Origin of the sequence: Arthrobacter sp. NPDC090010 (assembly GCF_044748305.1) — a bacterium.
Lineage (GTDB): Bacteria > Actinomycetota > Actinomycetes > Actinomycetales > Micrococcaceae > Arthrobacter_E.
The window spans coordinates 65,006-80,655 of sequence record NZ_JBIVFT010000009.1; the positions used below are offsets into that span (position 1 = coordinate 65,006).

Genomic DNA, 15,650 nt, shown 5'->3' on the forward strand with positions numbered 1-15,650 from the left:
CATGGATTTCGCTTTCAGCCTCGGGGGCCATCCTGGCCCTCCGGTCGCCCCGGAATCAGCCCCGCCACCTTTCGGCTCGGTGCTCATCGCGAACCGCGGAGAGATCGCGGTCCGCATCATCCGCACGCTGCGCTCGCTGGGCATCCGCTCCATCGCGGTCTACAGCGACGCCGATGCCGATGCGCTTCACGTCCAGCTGGCCGATGAGGCCGTCCGGATCGGTCCCGCCGCTGCGACTCAGAGTTATCTGGACATCGACGCCGTCGTCCGCGCCGCCGTCGAAAGCGGTGCTCAGGCCGTGCATCCCGGCTACGGCTTCCTGAGCGAGAACGCGCGGTTCGCCGAGGCGTTGGCCAAGGCCGGAGTCACCTTCATCGGCCCGGGGGTGGAAGCGCTCGCCGTGATGGGCGACAAGATCACCGCCAAGAACCACGTGTCCGCCTCCGGAGTCCCGACCGTTCCCGGCTACGCGGGTGTCCCCGGGAAGCCGCCCAGCGATGAGGAACTGCGCGAGCACGCAGCCGACGTCGGCTACCCTCTCCTGATCAAGCCGTCGGCCGGTGGCGGTGGCAAGGGGATGGTCGTCGTGGAGACGGCGGAAGAGCTCGACGGCGGCCTCGCCACGGCACGCAGGATCGCAGCGAGCGCCTTCGGTGACGACACGCTGTTCATCGAACGTCTGGTGCGCAATCCGCGCCACATCGAGGTCCAGGTCATGGCGGACGCCCACGGCAACGTCGTTCATCTGGGAGAACGTGAATGCTCCCTGCAGAGGCGCCATCAGAAGGTGATCGAGGAGGCCCCATCGGCGCTCCTGGAGGGATTGCCGCAGGGTGCCGAGATCCGTGAACGCATGGGCCGCGCCGCCTGTGATGCCGCGCTCAGTGTCGACTATGTGGGCGCAGGGACCGTGGAGTTCCTGGTCTCGGACGACCGTCCCGACGAGTTCTTCTTCATGGAGATGAACACCCGGCTGCAGGTGGAGCACCCCGTCACCGAGGAGGTGACCGGGGTGGATCTGGTCGAGCAGCAGCTCCGGGTGGCTGCGGGTGAGCCGCTGACCCTGGCGCAGGACGACATCCGGCTGAACGGACATGCGATCGAGGCCCGGGTGTACGCGGAGGACCCGCGCAACGGCTTCCTCCCGGCCACGGGCACGGTGCTGCTGCTCGACGAGTATCACCGGCGGGGTCCGGCCCCGCGTTTCGTCGGCGTGCACAACTCGATGCCCGAATGGCCCCGACGCCTGAGGATCGACTCCTCGCTGTATGAAGGCCAGACCATCGGCTCGGACTACGACCCCATGCTGGCGAAGGTCATCGTGCACGGCGAGGACCGTGCGGACGCCCTCCGCCAGATCGATCTGGCCCTGGCGAACTACCGGCTGCTCGGGCTGTCCACGAATGTCGAGTACCTGCGGCTCCTTCTGGCGGACGAGGACGTCCAGGCCGGGCGTCTGGACACGGGTCTGATCGAACGGAAGCTGGACGGTTTCCCCTTCCACGAAGTGGACGACGCCGATCTGGCCTTCGTTGCCGTGCTCGCCGACCACATGGGCACGGCGGCCCGACGCGCACAGTCCGACGGGAACGGCCGTGGGCTGGGACCCGGGTGGGCCACGACCGATGGCTGGCGTCTCGGCGTCCACAGGCCTCGCCGGGTCCACGCGACCGTCGACGGCGTGGAGCTGGAGGCATTCGTCACGGGCGACCGGGAGGACCAGATCACCTTCCACCGCACCGAACGCGGCCACAACGTGGTGACCCTCGCGGGAGGCCGGACGGTGCGGATCGAGACCTCGCAGATCTTCCACGGTCCGGTGGAGGCGACCGTGGCGGGCGAACGGCGTGAATACGTTCTCGGCCAGCCGCGGTTCCTCAGCCCCGACGGTCCGGTGCCCCGCGAGTTCACCGCCTGGATCGGCCGTGACGGGTGGAGCGCCGAGGTCGAACTTCTCGGCCGTGAAGAGGCTCTCGCCCGCCGCCTGTCCGCACTGGAACGGAGCGAAGGCGAGACCGACCCTCGCGTACTGACACCCATGCCGGGAACCGTCGTCGCCGTCATGGTGCAGGACGGCGAGCGCGTGGAGGCCGGGCGGCATCTCCTCAGCGTCGAGGCCATGAAGATGGAACACCAGCTCACCGCACCCATCGGGGGCATCGTGCACCTGAGCGTCACACAGGGCGAACAGGTCAAAGCCAAGGCCGCAGTGGCCACCATCCACCCCGAAGATCCGGGACACGAGAACTAGGACACGACATGCCTGATTTTGAACTCTCCGAGGAGTACCAGGACCTCAGCGACACCGTCCGCGACTTCGCGGACCAGGTCGTCGCGCCGGTCTCGCAGAAGCACGACGAGGAGCACAGCTTCCCGTACGAGGTCGTGGCCGGGATGGCCGAGCTGGGGCTCTTCGGCCTGCCCTTCCCGGAGGAGTACGGCGGCATGGGAGGCGACTACTTCGCCTTGGCCCTGGCACTGGAGCAGCTCGGCCGGGTGGACCAGTCCGTGGCCATCACGCTGGAAGCCGGTGTCTCGCTCGGTGCCATGCCCGTGTACCGTTTCGGCACCGATGCTCAGAAAGAGGAGTGGCTGCCGTCCTTGGCCTCGGGCCAGGCGCTCGCAGGCTTCGGTCTGACCGAGTCAGAGGCCGGTTCGGACGCCGGTGGGACCAAGACCAAAGCCTCACTCCAGGACGGCCAGTGGGTTATCAACGGCTCCAAGGAGTTCATCACCAACTCGGGAACGGACATCACCAAGCTGGTCACGGTCACCGCTGTGACGGGCAGCAGTGAGCGCCCCGACGGCAGCGTCAAGAAGGAGATCTCGACCATCCTGGTGCCCACGGACACCCCTGGCTTCACCGCCGAGAAGGCCTACAACAAGGTGGGCTGGAACGCCTCGGACACCCACCCCCTCAGCCTGAAGGATGTGCGGGTGCCTGAGGAGAACCTCCTGGGCACTCGCGGCCGTGGCTACGCGAACTTCCTCTCGATCCTGGACGAGGGCCGTATCGCGATCGCCGCACTCGGCACCGGTGCGGCGCAGGGCTGTGTGGACTCCGCCGTGAAGTACGCCAAGGAGCGCAGCGCCTTCGGCAACATGATCGGCAAATACCAGGCGATCCAGTTCAAGATCGCGCGGATGCAGGCTCGCGCCCACACGGCCCGCCTGGCCTATTACGACGCGGCAGCCCGCATGCTGGTAGGCAAACCGTTCAAGGCCCAGGCCGCCATCGCCAAGATGGTGGCGGGTGAAGCAGCCATGGACAATGCGCGGGATGCCACCCAGGTGTTCGGAGGCTACGGCTTCATCAACGAATTCTCCGTCGCACGCCACTACCGGGACTCCAAGATCCTGGAAATCGGTGAAGGCACCACAGAGGTTCAGCTCATGCTCATCGCCCGCGAACTGGGACTCTGAGGCTCTGGAAAACGATGACGCCACAGGAGAGGATCGGAACATGATCGACAAAGTGGTCAGCAGCGCCGAGCGCGCGGTGGCGGATATTCATGACGGTGCTTCGCTCGCCGTCGGCGGTTTCGGGTTGTGCGGCATCCCGGTGGCCCTCATCGACGCCTTGCACCGGCAAGGGACGCGCGAGCTGGAGACGGTCAGCAATAACTGCGGTGTGGACGACTGGGGGCTCGGAATCCTGCTCTCGGACGGCCGGATCCGCCGGACCATCAGTTCCTACGTGGGGGAGAACAAGGAATTCGCGCGGCAGTTCCTGGCCGGTGAGCTGGAAGTCGTCCTGACCCCCCAGGGGACCCTGGCGGAGAAACTCCGGGCCGGGGGCGCTGGCATCCCGGCCTTCTACACCACGGCCGGGGTGGGCACCCAGGTGGCGGAGGGCGGCCTGCCTCAGAAGTACGACGGCGCGGGCGGGGTCGCGCTCGCCTCCTCGCCCAAGGAGGTGCGCAGTTTCAACGGCGCCGACTACGTGCTGGAGGAGTCACTCACCCCGGACTTCGCGCTGGTTCACGCGGCGAAAGGCGACCGGCACGGGAACCTGATGTTCCACGCCACCGCCATGAACTTCAATCCGCTCTGTGCCATGGCCGGGAAGATCACCATCGCCGAAGTCGAAGAACTCGTGGAACCGGGTGAGCTGGATCCCGAGCACATCCACGTGCCCGGCATCTTCGTGCAGCGCGTGGTCCACGTTCCGGCGGGAACGCCGCAAGCGGAGAAACGCATCGAGAAGCGGACCGTGCGAGTGGAAGGCGAGGGCTGAACCGTGGCACTGGACAGGAACCAACTGGCGGCCAGGGTGGCCCGTGAACTGCAGAACGGCCAGTACGTCAATCTAGGGATCGGCATGCCGACACTCATCCCGAACTACATCCCGGACGGGGTGGAAGTGGTGCTCCACTCGGAGAACGGAATCCTCGGAACAGGGCCGTACCCGGTGGAGGACGCCGTGGACCCGGATCTCATCAACGCGGGCAAGGAGACCGTGACCGTCAAGAAGGGCGCCGCGTTCTTCGACTCGGCGCTGTCCTTCGGCATGGTTCGCGGTGGGCATGTGGACGTGGCGGTTCTGGGTGCCATGGAGGTCGCGCAGAACGGCGATCTGGCGAACTGGATGATCCCCGGGAAGATGGTCAAAGGAATGGGCGGGGCGATGGACCTCGTGTTCGGCGCCAAGCGGCTCATCGTGATGATGGAACACGTGGATCGCAACGGCAACCCGAAGATCGTCACGGAGTGCACCCTGCCCCTGACCGGCAAGGGCTGCGTCGACCGGATCATCACGGATCTGGCGGTCATCGACGTCACCGAGGACGGACTGGTGCTGCGGGAGACCGCGCCCGGCGTCAGCACCGACGAGGTCCTGGCCGCGACCGGTGCGGAGCTGCGGGTCGAGATGCACGACGTGGATGCAGTATGAGCGAGCGGAACGACAGCGCGCCCGAGGCCCGGCGCATCGTCCAGCGAGGACTGTACTTCGACGAACTGGAGGACGGTGCCGTCTACGTCCACCGTCCCGGGCGCACCCTGACGGAAGCGGACAACGTCCTCTTCACCACGCTCACCATGAACACCCAGGCCTTGCACCTGGATGCCGCCTGGAGCGAGAGCCAGCCTTTCGGGCAACGGCTGGTCAACTCGATGCTCACCCTCGCCACGCTGGTGGGCCAATCGGTTCCTCAGCTGACGGCGGGGACCATCATCGCGCAGCTGGGTCTGGATGAGATCAGCTTCCCCGCTCCGCTCTTCCACGGTGACACGCTGTACACGGAGACCACGGTGCTGGAACGGAGGCTCTCGAAGTCGAGGCCCGGGCAGGGTGTCGTGACTTTCCAGCACACCGGCCACAATCAGCACGGCAAAGTGGTGGCCCTCGCACGACGGACGACCCTCATGTGGACGCGCGAGGCGCATGAGGAAGCCGAGCGGGGACGGGGGAGACTGGAGACATGACGTTCACCCTGGGACCCAGTCTTCTCTTCTGCCCCGCCGACCGGCCGGAACGCTATGCCAAGGCCGCCGACCGCTCCGATACGGTCATCCTCGACCTTGAGGACGCCGTCGCGCCCGGAGACAAGGCCGCCGCCCGCGAGGCGCTGGCGGATTCCGCGAACCTCCTCGATCCGGCGCGCACGGTCGTCCGCGTGAACCCCGTGGGGACCCCTGATCTGAAGCTCGATCTGGCGGCTGTGGCCAAAACACCGTACCGGACGCTCATGCTGGCCAAGGCGGAGAGCGCCGAGCAGCTCGATGCCCTGGCCGGGTATCAGGTGCTCGCCCTCTGCGAGACTGCTCGCGGGGTCCTTCATTCTGCCGAGATCGCCGCCCGGCCCAATGTTCTGGGGCTCATGTGGGGCGCCGAGGACCTCATCGCGTCTCTGGGCGGCACCTCCAGCCGGGACACGGGAGGACAGTACCGGGCCGTGGCCCTGCATGCCCGTTCCCAGGTGCTGCTGGCCGCGGGGTCATTCGGCAAGGCGGCGATCGATGCCGTGTACGTGAACATCCCGGATCTGGAGGGTCTGACGGCGGAGGCCGAGGACGCCGTCGCTTCAGGCTTCGCAGCCAAGGCCTGCATCCACCCATCCCAGGTGGCTGCGGTCCGGGCCTCCTACCGGCCGAGTGAGGACGCCGTCCGGGAAGCCCGCGAACTCCTGGAGGCGGCTGCGGCCGCGGGCAACGGTGTCTTCAGCCACGAAGGCCGGATGATCGACGGTCCCATCCTCCGCCATGCCGAATCGGTCCTCCGACGGGCCGGGCAGGCCTGAACGACTCCGTATCCGGCCCGTCGGGGGCCACGCCCGCCATTCCCGTACCGTTCCTTCGGTGGGACTGCTGATCCTCTGCCGTCCCGTCCGCCGAGCCCGCTAGTTCTGTGCGAACTCGCTCACTCACGGAGCGAGTTCGCACAGAACTAGCGGGCTCGGCCGGGGTGAGAGCAGAAATGACGGGGCCAAGGGACCAATTGCGGCCGGGAACCGGGGGCGCAGCCGGTCAGGGCGAGGGCTCCCGCTCGGCCGCCTCCAGCTCCCGTCCAGCAGCCCGTTCGGCAGAGCACAGTGTTCTCCGGGATACTGGAACCATGCGCTCAGTGACCCTGCTCGGCTCCACCGGTTCCATCGGCACCCAGGCGATCGACGTCGTCGACGGCGCCCCACACCGCTTCAGCGTCACGGCGCTCAGCGCGGGTGGCGGCAACCTCGAACTGCTCGCCCGGCAGGCGGTCCACGTGCGGGCGGAAGCCGTCGGCGTCGCATCCGGCAGTGAGGCCCGCTTCCGGGAGCTCCTCGCCGATGAATCCGCTCGCGCAGGGGCCCGGGATTATTCTCCGGAACTCTTCTTCGGTCCCGACGCATCCACCCGGATCGCGGCCATTCCAGTCGACGTGGTCCTCAACGGCATCACGGGTTCCATCGGCTTGGAGCCCACGCTCGCGGCGCTGGACAGCGGCGCGACCCTGGCCCTGGCCAACAAGGAATCCCTGATCGTCGGCGGCGCCCTGGTCAAGGAACGGGCCAGAACCGGCCAGATCGTCCCCGTGGACTCGGAGCACTCCGCCATCGCCCAGTGCCTCCGGTCCGGCACTGGAGCCGAAGTGGACCGGTTGGTCCTGACCGCTTCGGGCGGCCCGTTCCGCGGCCGCAGCCTTGCCGAGCTGCGGGAGGTGACCCCTGAGGAGGCTTTGGCGCACCCCACCTGGGACATGGGCCTCATGGTCACCACCAACTCGGCCAGCCTGGTCAACAAGGGACTGGAAGTGATCGAAGCGCATCTGCTCTTCGATGTGCCGCTGGACCGGATCGACGTCGTCGTGCACCCCCAGTCCGTGGTCCACTCCATGGTGCAGTTCGTCGACGGTTCCTCGATCGCCCAGGCCTCCCCGCCGGACATGCGTCTGCCGATCGCCCTCGGCATGGCCTGGCCGGAACGCGTCGCCCATGCCGCCAGCCCGTGCGACTGGACACAGGCCACCCAATGGACCTTCGAGCCGCTTGACCCGGTGGCGTTCCCCGCCGTCGACCTCGCCAAGGACGCCGCCAAGCAGGGCGGCACCCACCCCGCAGTCTTCAATGCGGCCAACGAGGAAGCCGTGCTGGCCTTCCACCGCGGCGAGATCCGGTTCACGGAGATCGTAGACACGGTCGAGGCGGTACTCGCCGAACACTCCGATCACGCGGAACTCAGCCTCGAATCCGTGCTCGCCGCGGAACGCTGGGCACGGAAACGCGCTCATGAACGTTTGTCCTCCTGATGAATAACCTCAACGACGTCGGAGGCTGGCGAGAATGACCGGGGCACTGCTTTTCCTGGCGGGTGTGCTCTTCGTGGCAGTGGGCATCGCGATCTCGATCGCCCTGCACGAAGTCGGGCACCTGGTACCCGCCAAATTGTTCAAGGTCCGGGTGACCCGGTACATGATCGGCTTCGGCCCCACGGTCTTCTCGCGGACGAAGGGGGAGACGGAGTACGGGATCAAGGCGCTGCCGCTGGGTGGCTACGTGCAGATGATCGGCATGTACCCGCCCAACCCGGAGGACGGCAGCTACCGGGCATCGAGCACCGGGATGTTCCAGAACCTGGCGCGCGAGGCCCGGAACGCCGCCAGTGAGGAGGTCGGGCCGGGGGATGAGAACCGCGTCTTCTACCGTCTGCCGGTCTGGAAGAAGATCATCATCATGCTCGGTGGTCCGGCCATGAACATCGTGCTCGGCATCCTCTTCACGGCGATCCTGCTGATGGGGTTCGGCACCGCCCAGGCCACCACCACGCTCTCCACGGTCTCGGCCTGTCAGGCCACTCAGGGCCAGGAGAACAACACGGACACCAAGAACTGTGTGCCGGCACCCGCCGCTGCCGCCGGGCTCAAGCCGGGGGACACCATCGTCAGCTTCGATGGCAAGCCCGTGACGGACTGGAACGCGTTCACGGAGCAGATCCGCCAGTCCGCGGGCCGGAAGGTTCCGCTCGTCTACGAACGCGCCGGGCAGCAGACCACCACGACCATCACACCCGTGCTCACGGCACGGCCCGTCTACGGCGCCGACGGGCAGCCGCAGAAGGACGCAAGCGGCAAGGCCCTGACCCAGGACGTCGGATTCATCGGGGTCGGACCGCAGCAGGGCATGGTGCCGCAGGGCCCGGAGTCCGTCCTGCCCGCCGTCGGAACGCAGATCTCTCAGGTCAGCCACGTGGTCCTCGATCTGCCGGCCCGGGTGGTCGGCGTCGCCAAGGCGGCCTTCAGCTCCGAACCGCGCGATCCCAACGGCCCCATCAGTGTGGTGGGTGTCGGACGTGTGGCGGGTGAAGTCTCCTCGATGGAGGCCGTCCCGCTCGACGGGCGCATCGCGACCCTCGTGGGCATTCTGGCGGGCCTGAACTTCGCACTCGCGATCTTCAACCTGATCCCGTTGCCCCCGCTGGACGGCGGCCACGTCGCCGGGGCGCTTTACGAAGCGGTGCGCAGGGGCATCGCCCATCTGTTCCGCCGTCCCGATCCGGGCCCCTTCGATCTGGCCAAGCTGCTGCCGCTGACCTACGGTGTCGCCGGGGTGCTGATGCTGATGAGCGTCGTGCTCATCTACGCGGACATCGTGAAACCGGTGAACATCTTCGGCTGATCGGCGACGTCGGCGCTCCTCTGCGCTGCGCCGTCGTCAGCGGTCAGCGTCACAGTCGCGGCCTCACCATCCGCCCAGCTGTGAGGGATAGAGTAACCACATGACTGTTTTCGCCGTGGAATACGTGTACGACGCCGCCACTGCGGCCGTGCGCGATGAATTCCGTCCCGCTCACCGCGCCTGGCTCGGCTCCCTGGCCGAGGAAGGCACGGTACTCGCTTCCGGACCTGTGGATTCAGGGGCGGGCGCCCTGCTCGTGATGGTTGCCGAGGACCAGCCCGCGCTGGACGCGTTGCTGCGCCAGGACCCGTTCCAGATCAACGGTGCGGTGGCTCAGACCACGGCACGCGACTGGAACCCGGTGATCGGCCGCTTCACCGAATTCGCCGTCTGACGGCCCCCGCTCAGCCAGAACAGCCTTAAGACCAGGAACTGAGGAACCACACGTGACATCGGTCAGCCTTGGAATGCCGTCCGCCCCGCCGCCCGTGCTTGCACCGCGGCGCAAGACCCGCCAGATCAAGGTGGGCCCGGTGGGAGTCGGATCGGACTCGCCCATCAGCGTGCAGTCCATGACCACCACGCCCACCACCGACATCAACGCCACGCTTCAGCAGATCGCTGAACTCACGGCGTCCGGCTGCGACATCGTGCGTGTGGCGTGTCCTTCCGCCGATGATGCCGCGGCCTTGCCGATCATCGCCAAGAAGTCGCAGATCCCAGTGATCGCGGACATCCACTTCCAGCCCAAGTACGTCTTCGCCGCCATCGAGGCCGGCTGCGCGGCGGTGCGGGTGAATCCCGGAAACATCCGCAAGTTCGACGATCAGGTCAAGGAGATCGCGCAGGCCGCCAAGGACCATGGCACTTCGATCCGTATCGGTGTGAACGCAGGTTCCCTGGAACCGAGCCTGCTGAAGAAGTACGGCAAGGCCACCCCGGAGGCGCTGGTCGAGTCGGCCGTGTGGGAGGCGAGCCTTTTCGAGGAGCACGGCTTCCACGACTTCAAGATCTCGGTCAAGCACAATGACCCCGTGGTCATGGTGGCCGCCTACGAGATGCTTGCCGAGAAGGGCGACTGGCCTCTCCACCTGGGCGTCACGGAGGCCGGTCCGGCATTCCAGGGCACCATCAAGTCCGCGACGGCGTTCGGCGCCTTGCTCTCCAAGGGCATCGGCGACACCATCCGCGTCTCACTCTCGGCACCTCCCGTGGAGGAGGTCAAGGTCGGAAACCAGATCCTGCAATCGCTGAATCTTCGTCCGCGCAAGCTGGAGATCGTCTCCTGCCCGTCCTGCGGCCGCGCTCAGGTGGACGTGTACACCTTGGCAGAGCAGGTCACCTCCGGTCTGGAAGGCATGGAGGTGCCGCTGCGCGTGGCTGTCATGGGCTGCGTGGTGAACGGTCCCGGAGAGGCCCGCGAGGCCGATCTCGGGGTGGCATCCGGAAACGGCAAGGGCCAGATCTTTGTGAAGGGCAAGGTCATCAAGACTGTCCCCGAGCATGAGATCGTTGAGACACTGATCGAAGAAGCCATGCGTATCGCCGAGGAGATGGAGTCCGATGACCCGAGCGCTCCCTCCGGCAGTCCAGTGGTCTCCGTCTCCTGATGGTGTGACGGGAGGGTCCATGATCCGTGAACTGGTGGACGAGGACCTTCCCGCCCTCAGGGCCCTGGCCCTGCACGACGAGGCCGTCAACGCCTTCATTCTGGCGCAGACCAGCCGGCCGTGGTGGTCGGCGGGTGCCACGGTGTTCGGCGTGTTCGACGGCGGTGAACTCACCGCGGCCTGCTGGGCCGGGGCCAATGTCGTCCCGGTCGGCCTGGATCCGGAGCTCGCACCGTTGTTCGCCTATGCGATCCACAGCCGCTCCAGCAGATACGCCTCGGTTTTCGGGCCGCGGGACGCGGTGCTCGCGCTTCACGCCGCCTTGGAGTCTTACGGACACCGGGCCCTGGAGGTCCGTGCGTCACAGCCTTTCCTGGTCCACGCCGGGCCCGTGACCACCGACGTCGAACCGGGCGTCGCGGTGGCAGGCGCCGAGGACTTCGAACGGATCCTCCCGGCCTCGGCCGCGATGTTCGAGGAGGAAGTGGGGTATTCGCCCTTCCTCGGAGGCCAGGAGGTCTACCGTCGCAGAGTCATGAATCTTTTGCGGGACGGGCATACTCTGGCTCGTTTCGATGCGTCGGGCCAGGTCCTGTTCAAGGCTGATCTGGGAGTGGTGACGGAGAGCGTCTGCCAGATACAAGGTGTCTGGATGCACCCCTCGTTCCGCGGACGGGGGCTGAGTGCGGCACATATGGCCGCCGTCGTCGGGCATTCCCGGAAGGTTGCCGGAACGGCGACGCTGTACGTGAACGACTACAACACCGCGGCACGCAAGATGTACGAGCGTGTGGGTTTCCGGCAGCACGCCGAGTTCGCCACGGTCCTGTACTGAGAAACGTGCTGTACGGAGAAAATTCGTCGGCTCCCCTTGTCTGTTCCTCGCGGGACACCTACCGTGAACTCAGTTCAGGGGAATGGGGCCATGGGGAAACGCACACTTTTGGGCATCGTCGCCGTGACGGGGATGCTGCTGACGTCGGCTTGCGCCGTCACGGTGCCACGGACCGCGCTCGGACTCAACGATGCGAGCGCAGCTCAGCCGCCGTCGTCCGCCGTGAAGTCCGCGACTGAGCTTGAGGATGTCCTCAGCCGTTTGAGAGGACCGTACGGCGGCGTCCTCACCCTGGTCTCAGCGGAGGACCTGCAGGCAGCCGAGAGTCAGTCGGCGCTGGAGGTGCAGCACGCCAAAGTCTTCCCGGAAGACTGCGTCAGCGAACCCCCCGAGACGAATGCGGCCGTGCGCAGAAGACTGAACGTCGCCGGTGCGGCCGGGGAGGGAACGCTCCACTACGGTGTCCGTCTGCTGTCCGGATCGGAAAGCGATCTCAAGCGGATCGGCAAGGACCTCCTGGTGCTGATCCCCTGCTCTGATGTGCGGATGAGCGTCGATCAGCAGGAGATGATGGTCCGTATCACCCGGGCGGCAGGTCCTCATCTGCCGCAGGCGGAGTCCTGGAAGCTGACGTCCACGAATCTCAGCAGCTGGTCCACGGACACGGCTCTGGTCCAGGCGACGGTCGGCACCGTTCGGGTGGAGGTCGCCGTGTCCGGTCGCACCGGCCAGGCAGATGTCGTGTCCCTGGCCAGTCGTCTGGCCGAGAGGACCGCGAACCTTCTCCGGCAGGGCTGAACGGTTCAGCCGTGGTGGTCGTGAACACGGTGCCTTATCCGAACCGGCCGGTTTCGTCACACCCGTGATGGGAAGGTCTCCCCATCGCACTTTTCTTCAGTGAATGGAATAATGACTGCGAGGGCCATTACAGCCCAGGAATCGCCTTTTTGATCGGGGAAACGCTATGAAGAACGTCCGTCGTCTCGTCCTGACCGCCACCGCCGTGGCCACGCTTGCAGTGACCGCCTGCTCGGCACCGGCCAGTTCCACCGGTTCTTCCGGGGGTGGTTCCGCGTCCTCCGCGCCCACCCAGGAGACCGTGGCTTTCAAGAAGTACTCCGAGGCCGAGCTCACTGGATTGCTGCAAGCCTCCGAGAAGGCCTCCGGCGAGACCTTCAAGATCCTGCCGACCGCGGACATGAAGAAGGCACTGGACGCGGCGAAGTCGCTCGCTTCCGCTACCAAGATCACCCCGGCCGAATGTGGTGCGACGAATCTGGGATCCAGCCTGCAGATGCTCGACGGCATCTCGGTCGCCACGGCGACCGCCGGCGCTGATGCTCAAGGCATCCCGACCTCGTCCATCTCGCTGATCTCCGGGCTGGATGAAAGCGCCATGGCCTCGAACATGGACAAGAGCCGCGCGAGCCTGGAGAAGTGCAAGGACGTCACCGTGGAGGTGGCCGGCCAGAAGGCGGAGAGCAGCAACGAGATGATCCCGGTCCAGGCGAAGACGCCCGGTGTGGTCGCTCTGAAGAGCACCACGAAGACTTCGATGGGCACCTCCATGACCCAGGTCGTGGTCAATGGACTCAAGGGCGGCGTGGGCATCACGGTGGTCCGTCTGAACTCCACGGATGCGGCCGCCGACGCCACGAAGGCCGCGGCGACCCTGGACGCCGTGGCGGATCAGATCAAGTAGTGCCTTGGCGCCGTACGGCGCGAGTCCGCTGAGGAGGGTGTGAGTCGGCTACCGCGAGTAGCTGACTCACGCCCTCCGTCGCGTACTCAGGGTGACGTTCCCTGGGATGTTCCCCGCGGGCCGTCCAGAGGCTCCACGAGATAGTGGCGCACGGTCGGCGCGATGAGCCGGACCACGTCCTCGGGCGAGGCGGAAGCGAGCGGCTCCAGCCGCACCACGTAGCGCGCCAGCATGAGCCCGACCATCTGAGACGCCACCAGATCGCCCCGCAGTGCGAGTTCCTCAGGGCTGCCGGACAATCCCGCGGTGACCCTCGCCAGGATGGTCCGGCCGACCACTTCACGCAGCATCGCGGTCCGGGTCCGGGAGCCGATCGTGCCGCGCAGAAAGGCCACCAGCCGATGCTGGGCCGGGCTTTCCCAGAGGGTGAGCACGGCACGGACGATCTCTTCGGAGCGTTTCCCCGGATCGTCGGACGTCACCCCGGCGAGCACCTGCGACGGATCCGCCGGGAGTTCGATGCTCAGCGCGAAGAGCTCATCCTTGCCTTCGAAGAAGTGATGCACCAGTGCCGGATCAACGCCGGCCTCGCGCGCCACCTGGCGCAGACTCGTGCCGTCGAATCCGTGCTCTGCGAACAGCGTGCGGGCCGCTGACAGGATGCGTTCGCGGGTGTCCCCGCCACCGCCTCGGCGGCCACGACGACGGCGGACGGGAGACCTCGGCGTGATGTCGCCGTCGTCGGCTTCGGAGATCCTGTTCATCCGCTCCTCCTGCGCAGGGTGCCGGAGGCCAGCAGCAGGAGCCCGACGGCGATGAGGCCGAGGGTGAGGAGGTCTTGCCAGAGTGTCTGGGTCGGATCCGTCGAGCGGCCGATCTCCTGCAACGCCTCCACCGAGTAACTGAGCGGGAGCACGTTCGAGATCGCTTCAAGCACCGAGTTCATCGAACTCCGGGCCACGAACAACCCGCACAGCAGGATCTGAGGAACCACCACGACAGGCATGAACTGGACGGCCTGGAATTCGGTTCTCGCGAAGGCCGAGCACAGCAGACCGAGCGCGACCCCCAGCACGGAGTTCAGCACGCAGACCGCGGCGACGAGCAGGGGACTGCCCTTCACATCCAGCTGGAAAACCCAGTAGGCGACGGCCAAGGTGACCAGGGCCTGGACTGCGGCGAGCACGGAGAACGCCAAGGCGTAGCCGAACAGCAGAGAGGCCTTGTTCAAGGGGGTGGTGAGGAGCCTCTCGAGCGTGCCGCTGGTCCGTTCGCGCAACATGGTCACGGAGGTGATCAGGAACATGATGAGGAAAGGGAAGATGGCCAGCATGACCAGGCCCACCCTGTCGAAGGTGCGCGGCATTCCAGGCGGCAGCGTCTCGTTCTCGTAGAGGAAGTAGACGGCGGCCAGCAGCAAAGAAGGGATCACCAGGATCATGGCCACGCTCCGATGGTCATGCCGGATCTGAGTGAGCACGCGCGCCGTCGTCGCCAGAAGCAAGCGAAGAGCTCTCATGATGCGGCCCTCCCGGTGTCCGGCGTCTCCTGGATGATCGCCAGGAACGCCTGCTCCAGATCCTGGTTGTGACCGCGCAGGGCCAGTTCCTCCGGGGTCAGTTGTGCCAACAGCCGGCCCTCGCGGAGAAGGAGCAGCTCATCGCAGTGTCGAGCCTCCTCCATGACGTGGCTCGACACGAGCAGGGTGGCTCCATCCGAGGCCAGGCGGCGGAAGTGCTCCCACAATTCGGCCCGCAGAACGGGGTCGAGGCCGACCGTCGGCTCGTCCATGACGAGCAGTTCGGGTTCGCCGACCAGGGCGCAGGCCAGCGAAACCCTGTTGAATTGGCCGCCGGAGAGATCGGCCGCCAGTCTCCGTGCCACGGAACCCAGCCCGACGGCGTCGACGACGTCATCGGCCCGGGAGCGTGTCTTGCCGTGCAGGGTTGCGAAGTACCGGACGTTGTCCCGCACGCTGAGATCGCGGTAGACGCTGGGGGACTGGGTCATGTAGCCCAGTGCCCGGCGCAGTGCCGGGGCGCCAGGCGGTGCTCCGAGAACCGTCACCTCCCCGCTGGTGTACCGCTGCAGACCCATCAGCACGCGCATGAGCGTGGTCTTTCCGCTTCCGGATGGTCCGAGGAGGCCGGTGATGCTCCCACGGGGCACGGTGAAGTCGAGGGCCCTCAGGACATGGTTGCCGCCACGGCGGACGTGCAGGCCGCGACAGGAGATGGCCGTGGTGCCGACGGCCCGTGGCTCCGTGGCGTTATCAGGGTGGCGCATCGGAAGGCCTCCTTCGTGACGGTTCCACCGTGTACGGCGGAGCTCTAATTCATCACTTGATGAATTAACGCTAAATTCACGGACGATCCTGGTCAAGGGTCTTGATGGCCTCCGCAGAGTGGGCT

Annotated in this window: 16 protein-coding genes; 13 read left to right on the plus strand and 3 right to left on the minus strand. The window is 66.5% G+C overall.

The window, feature by feature from the left end; all coding sequences use genetic code 11:
* Position 1 precedes the first annotated feature (1 nt).
* From ACIPXZ_RS13615 to ACIPXZ_RS13675, 13 genes are all read left to right on the plus strand, one after another.
* A complete protein-coding gene (locus ACIPXZ_RS13615; RefSeq protein WP_400595178.1) occupies positions 2–2,251 on the plus strand; it encodes a biotin carboxylase N-terminal domain-containing protein in 2,250 nt (749 codons plus the stop codon).
* Between the two features lie 8 nt (positions 2,252–2,259).
* Entirely contained in the window at positions 2,260–3,423 is a 1,164-nt protein-coding gene (locus ACIPXZ_RS13620; protein ID WP_400595180.1) for an acyl-CoA dehydrogenase family protein, read from the plus strand.
* A gap of 40 nt (positions 3,424–3,463) precedes the next feature.
* Positions 3,464–4,237: a CoA transferase subunit A gene (locus ACIPXZ_RS13625; protein ID WP_400595182.1), complete on the plus strand. Its 774-nt coding sequence runs from the start codon at positions 3,464–3,466 to the stop codon at positions 4,235–4,237.
* 3 nt (positions 4,238–4,240) lie between these two features.
* Positions 4,241–4,894 carry a CoA transferase subunit B gene (locus tag ACIPXZ_RS13630; RefSeq protein ID WP_400595184.1) on the plus strand — a complete coding sequence of 218 codons (654 nt, stop codon included), beginning with the start codon at positions 4,241–4,243 and terminating at the stop codon, positions 4,892–4,894.
* Positions 4,891–5,427 carry a MaoC family dehydratase gene (locus ACIPXZ_RS13635; protein WP_400595186.1) on the plus strand — a complete coding sequence of 179 codons (537 nt, stop codon included), beginning with the start codon at positions 4,891–4,893 and terminating at the stop codon, positions 5,425–5,427. Before ACIPXZ_RS13630 ends, ACIPXZ_RS13635 begins: the two co-directional genes overlap by 4 nt.
* Positions 5,424–6,242 (plus strand): HpcH/HpaI aldolase/citrate lyase family protein, encoded by an 819-nt coding sequence (locus tag ACIPXZ_RS13640; protein ID WP_400595188.1) that lies wholly within the window; start codon positions 5,424–5,426, stop codon positions 6,240–6,242. The genes ACIPXZ_RS13635 and ACIPXZ_RS13640 overlap by 4 nt, the downstream gene beginning before the upstream one ends.
* A gap of 314 nt (positions 6,243–6,556) precedes the next feature.
* Positions 6,557–7,726, plus strand: a complete 1,170-nt coding sequence (dxr, locus tag ACIPXZ_RS13645; protein WP_400595190.1) for a 1-deoxy-D-xylulose-5-phosphate reductoisomerase — start codon at positions 6,557–6,559, stop codon at positions 7,724–7,726.
* Positions 7,727–7,760: 34 nt separating this feature from the next.
* On the plus strand, positions 7,761–9,092 hold the full coding sequence (locus ACIPXZ_RS13650) for a M50 family metallopeptidase (protein ID WP_400595192.1): 1,332 nt from the start codon (positions 7,761–7,763) through the stop codon (positions 9,090–9,092).
* Positions 9,093–9,192: 100 nt separating this feature from the next.
* Entirely contained in the window at positions 9,193–9,486 is a 294-nt protein-coding gene (locus ACIPXZ_RS13655) for a YciI family protein (protein WP_400595194.1), read from the plus strand.
* Positions 9,487–9,538: 52 nt separating this feature from the next.
* Positions 9,539–10,702, plus strand: coding sequence for a flavodoxin-dependent (E)-4-hydroxy-3-methylbut-2-enyl-diphosphate synthase (gene ispG, locus ACIPXZ_RS13660; RefSeq protein ID WP_400595196.1), 1,164 nt, complete (start codon positions 9,539–9,541; stop codon positions 10,700–10,702).
* 19 nt (positions 10,703–10,721) lie between these two features.
* Positions 10,722–11,537 carry a GNAT family N-acetyltransferase gene (locus tag ACIPXZ_RS13665; RefSeq protein ID WP_400595198.1) on the plus strand — a complete coding sequence of 272 codons (816 nt, stop codon included), beginning with the start codon at positions 10,722–10,724 and terminating at the stop codon, positions 11,535–11,537.
* A 90-nt stretch (positions 11,538–11,627) separates the two neighbouring features.
* Positions 11,628–12,335, plus strand: a complete 708-nt coding sequence (locus ACIPXZ_RS13670) for a hypothetical protein (RefSeq protein ID WP_400595200.1) — start codon at positions 11,628–11,630, stop codon at positions 12,333–12,335.
* A gap of 166 nt (positions 12,336–12,501) precedes the next feature.
* On the plus strand, positions 12,502–13,239 hold the full coding sequence (locus tag ACIPXZ_RS13675; protein WP_400595201.1) for a hypothetical protein: 738 nt from the start codon (positions 12,502–12,504) through the stop codon (positions 13,237–13,239).
* A gap of 86 nt (positions 13,240–13,325) precedes the next feature.
* Here ACIPXZ_RS13675 and ACIPXZ_RS13680 read toward each other — a convergent pair whose 3' ends face one another.
* From ACIPXZ_RS13680 to ACIPXZ_RS13690, 3 genes are read right to left on the minus strand one after another with little or no spacing between them, the layout of a single operon-like run.
* The gene (locus ACIPXZ_RS13680) at positions 13,326–14,003 is read right to left on the minus strand and encodes a TetR family transcriptional regulator (RefSeq protein WP_400595202.1); all 678 of its coding nucleotides are present in this window, start codon (positions 14,001–14,003) and stop codon (positions 13,326–13,328) included.
* Positions 14,000–14,758, minus strand: a complete 759-nt coding sequence (locus tag ACIPXZ_RS13685; RefSeq protein WP_400595204.1) for an ABC transporter permease — start codon at positions 14,756–14,758, stop codon at positions 14,000–14,002. The genes ACIPXZ_RS13680 and ACIPXZ_RS13685 overlap by 4 nt, the downstream gene beginning before the upstream one ends.
* Positions 14,755–15,525 carry an ABC transporter ATP-binding protein gene (locus tag ACIPXZ_RS13690; RefSeq protein WP_400595206.1) on the minus strand — a complete coding sequence of 257 codons (771 nt, stop codon included), beginning with the start codon at positions 15,523–15,525 and terminating at the stop codon, positions 14,755–14,757. The genes ACIPXZ_RS13685 and ACIPXZ_RS13690 overlap by 4 nt, the downstream gene beginning before the upstream one ends.
* Positions 15,526–15,650 lie beyond the last annotated feature (125 nt).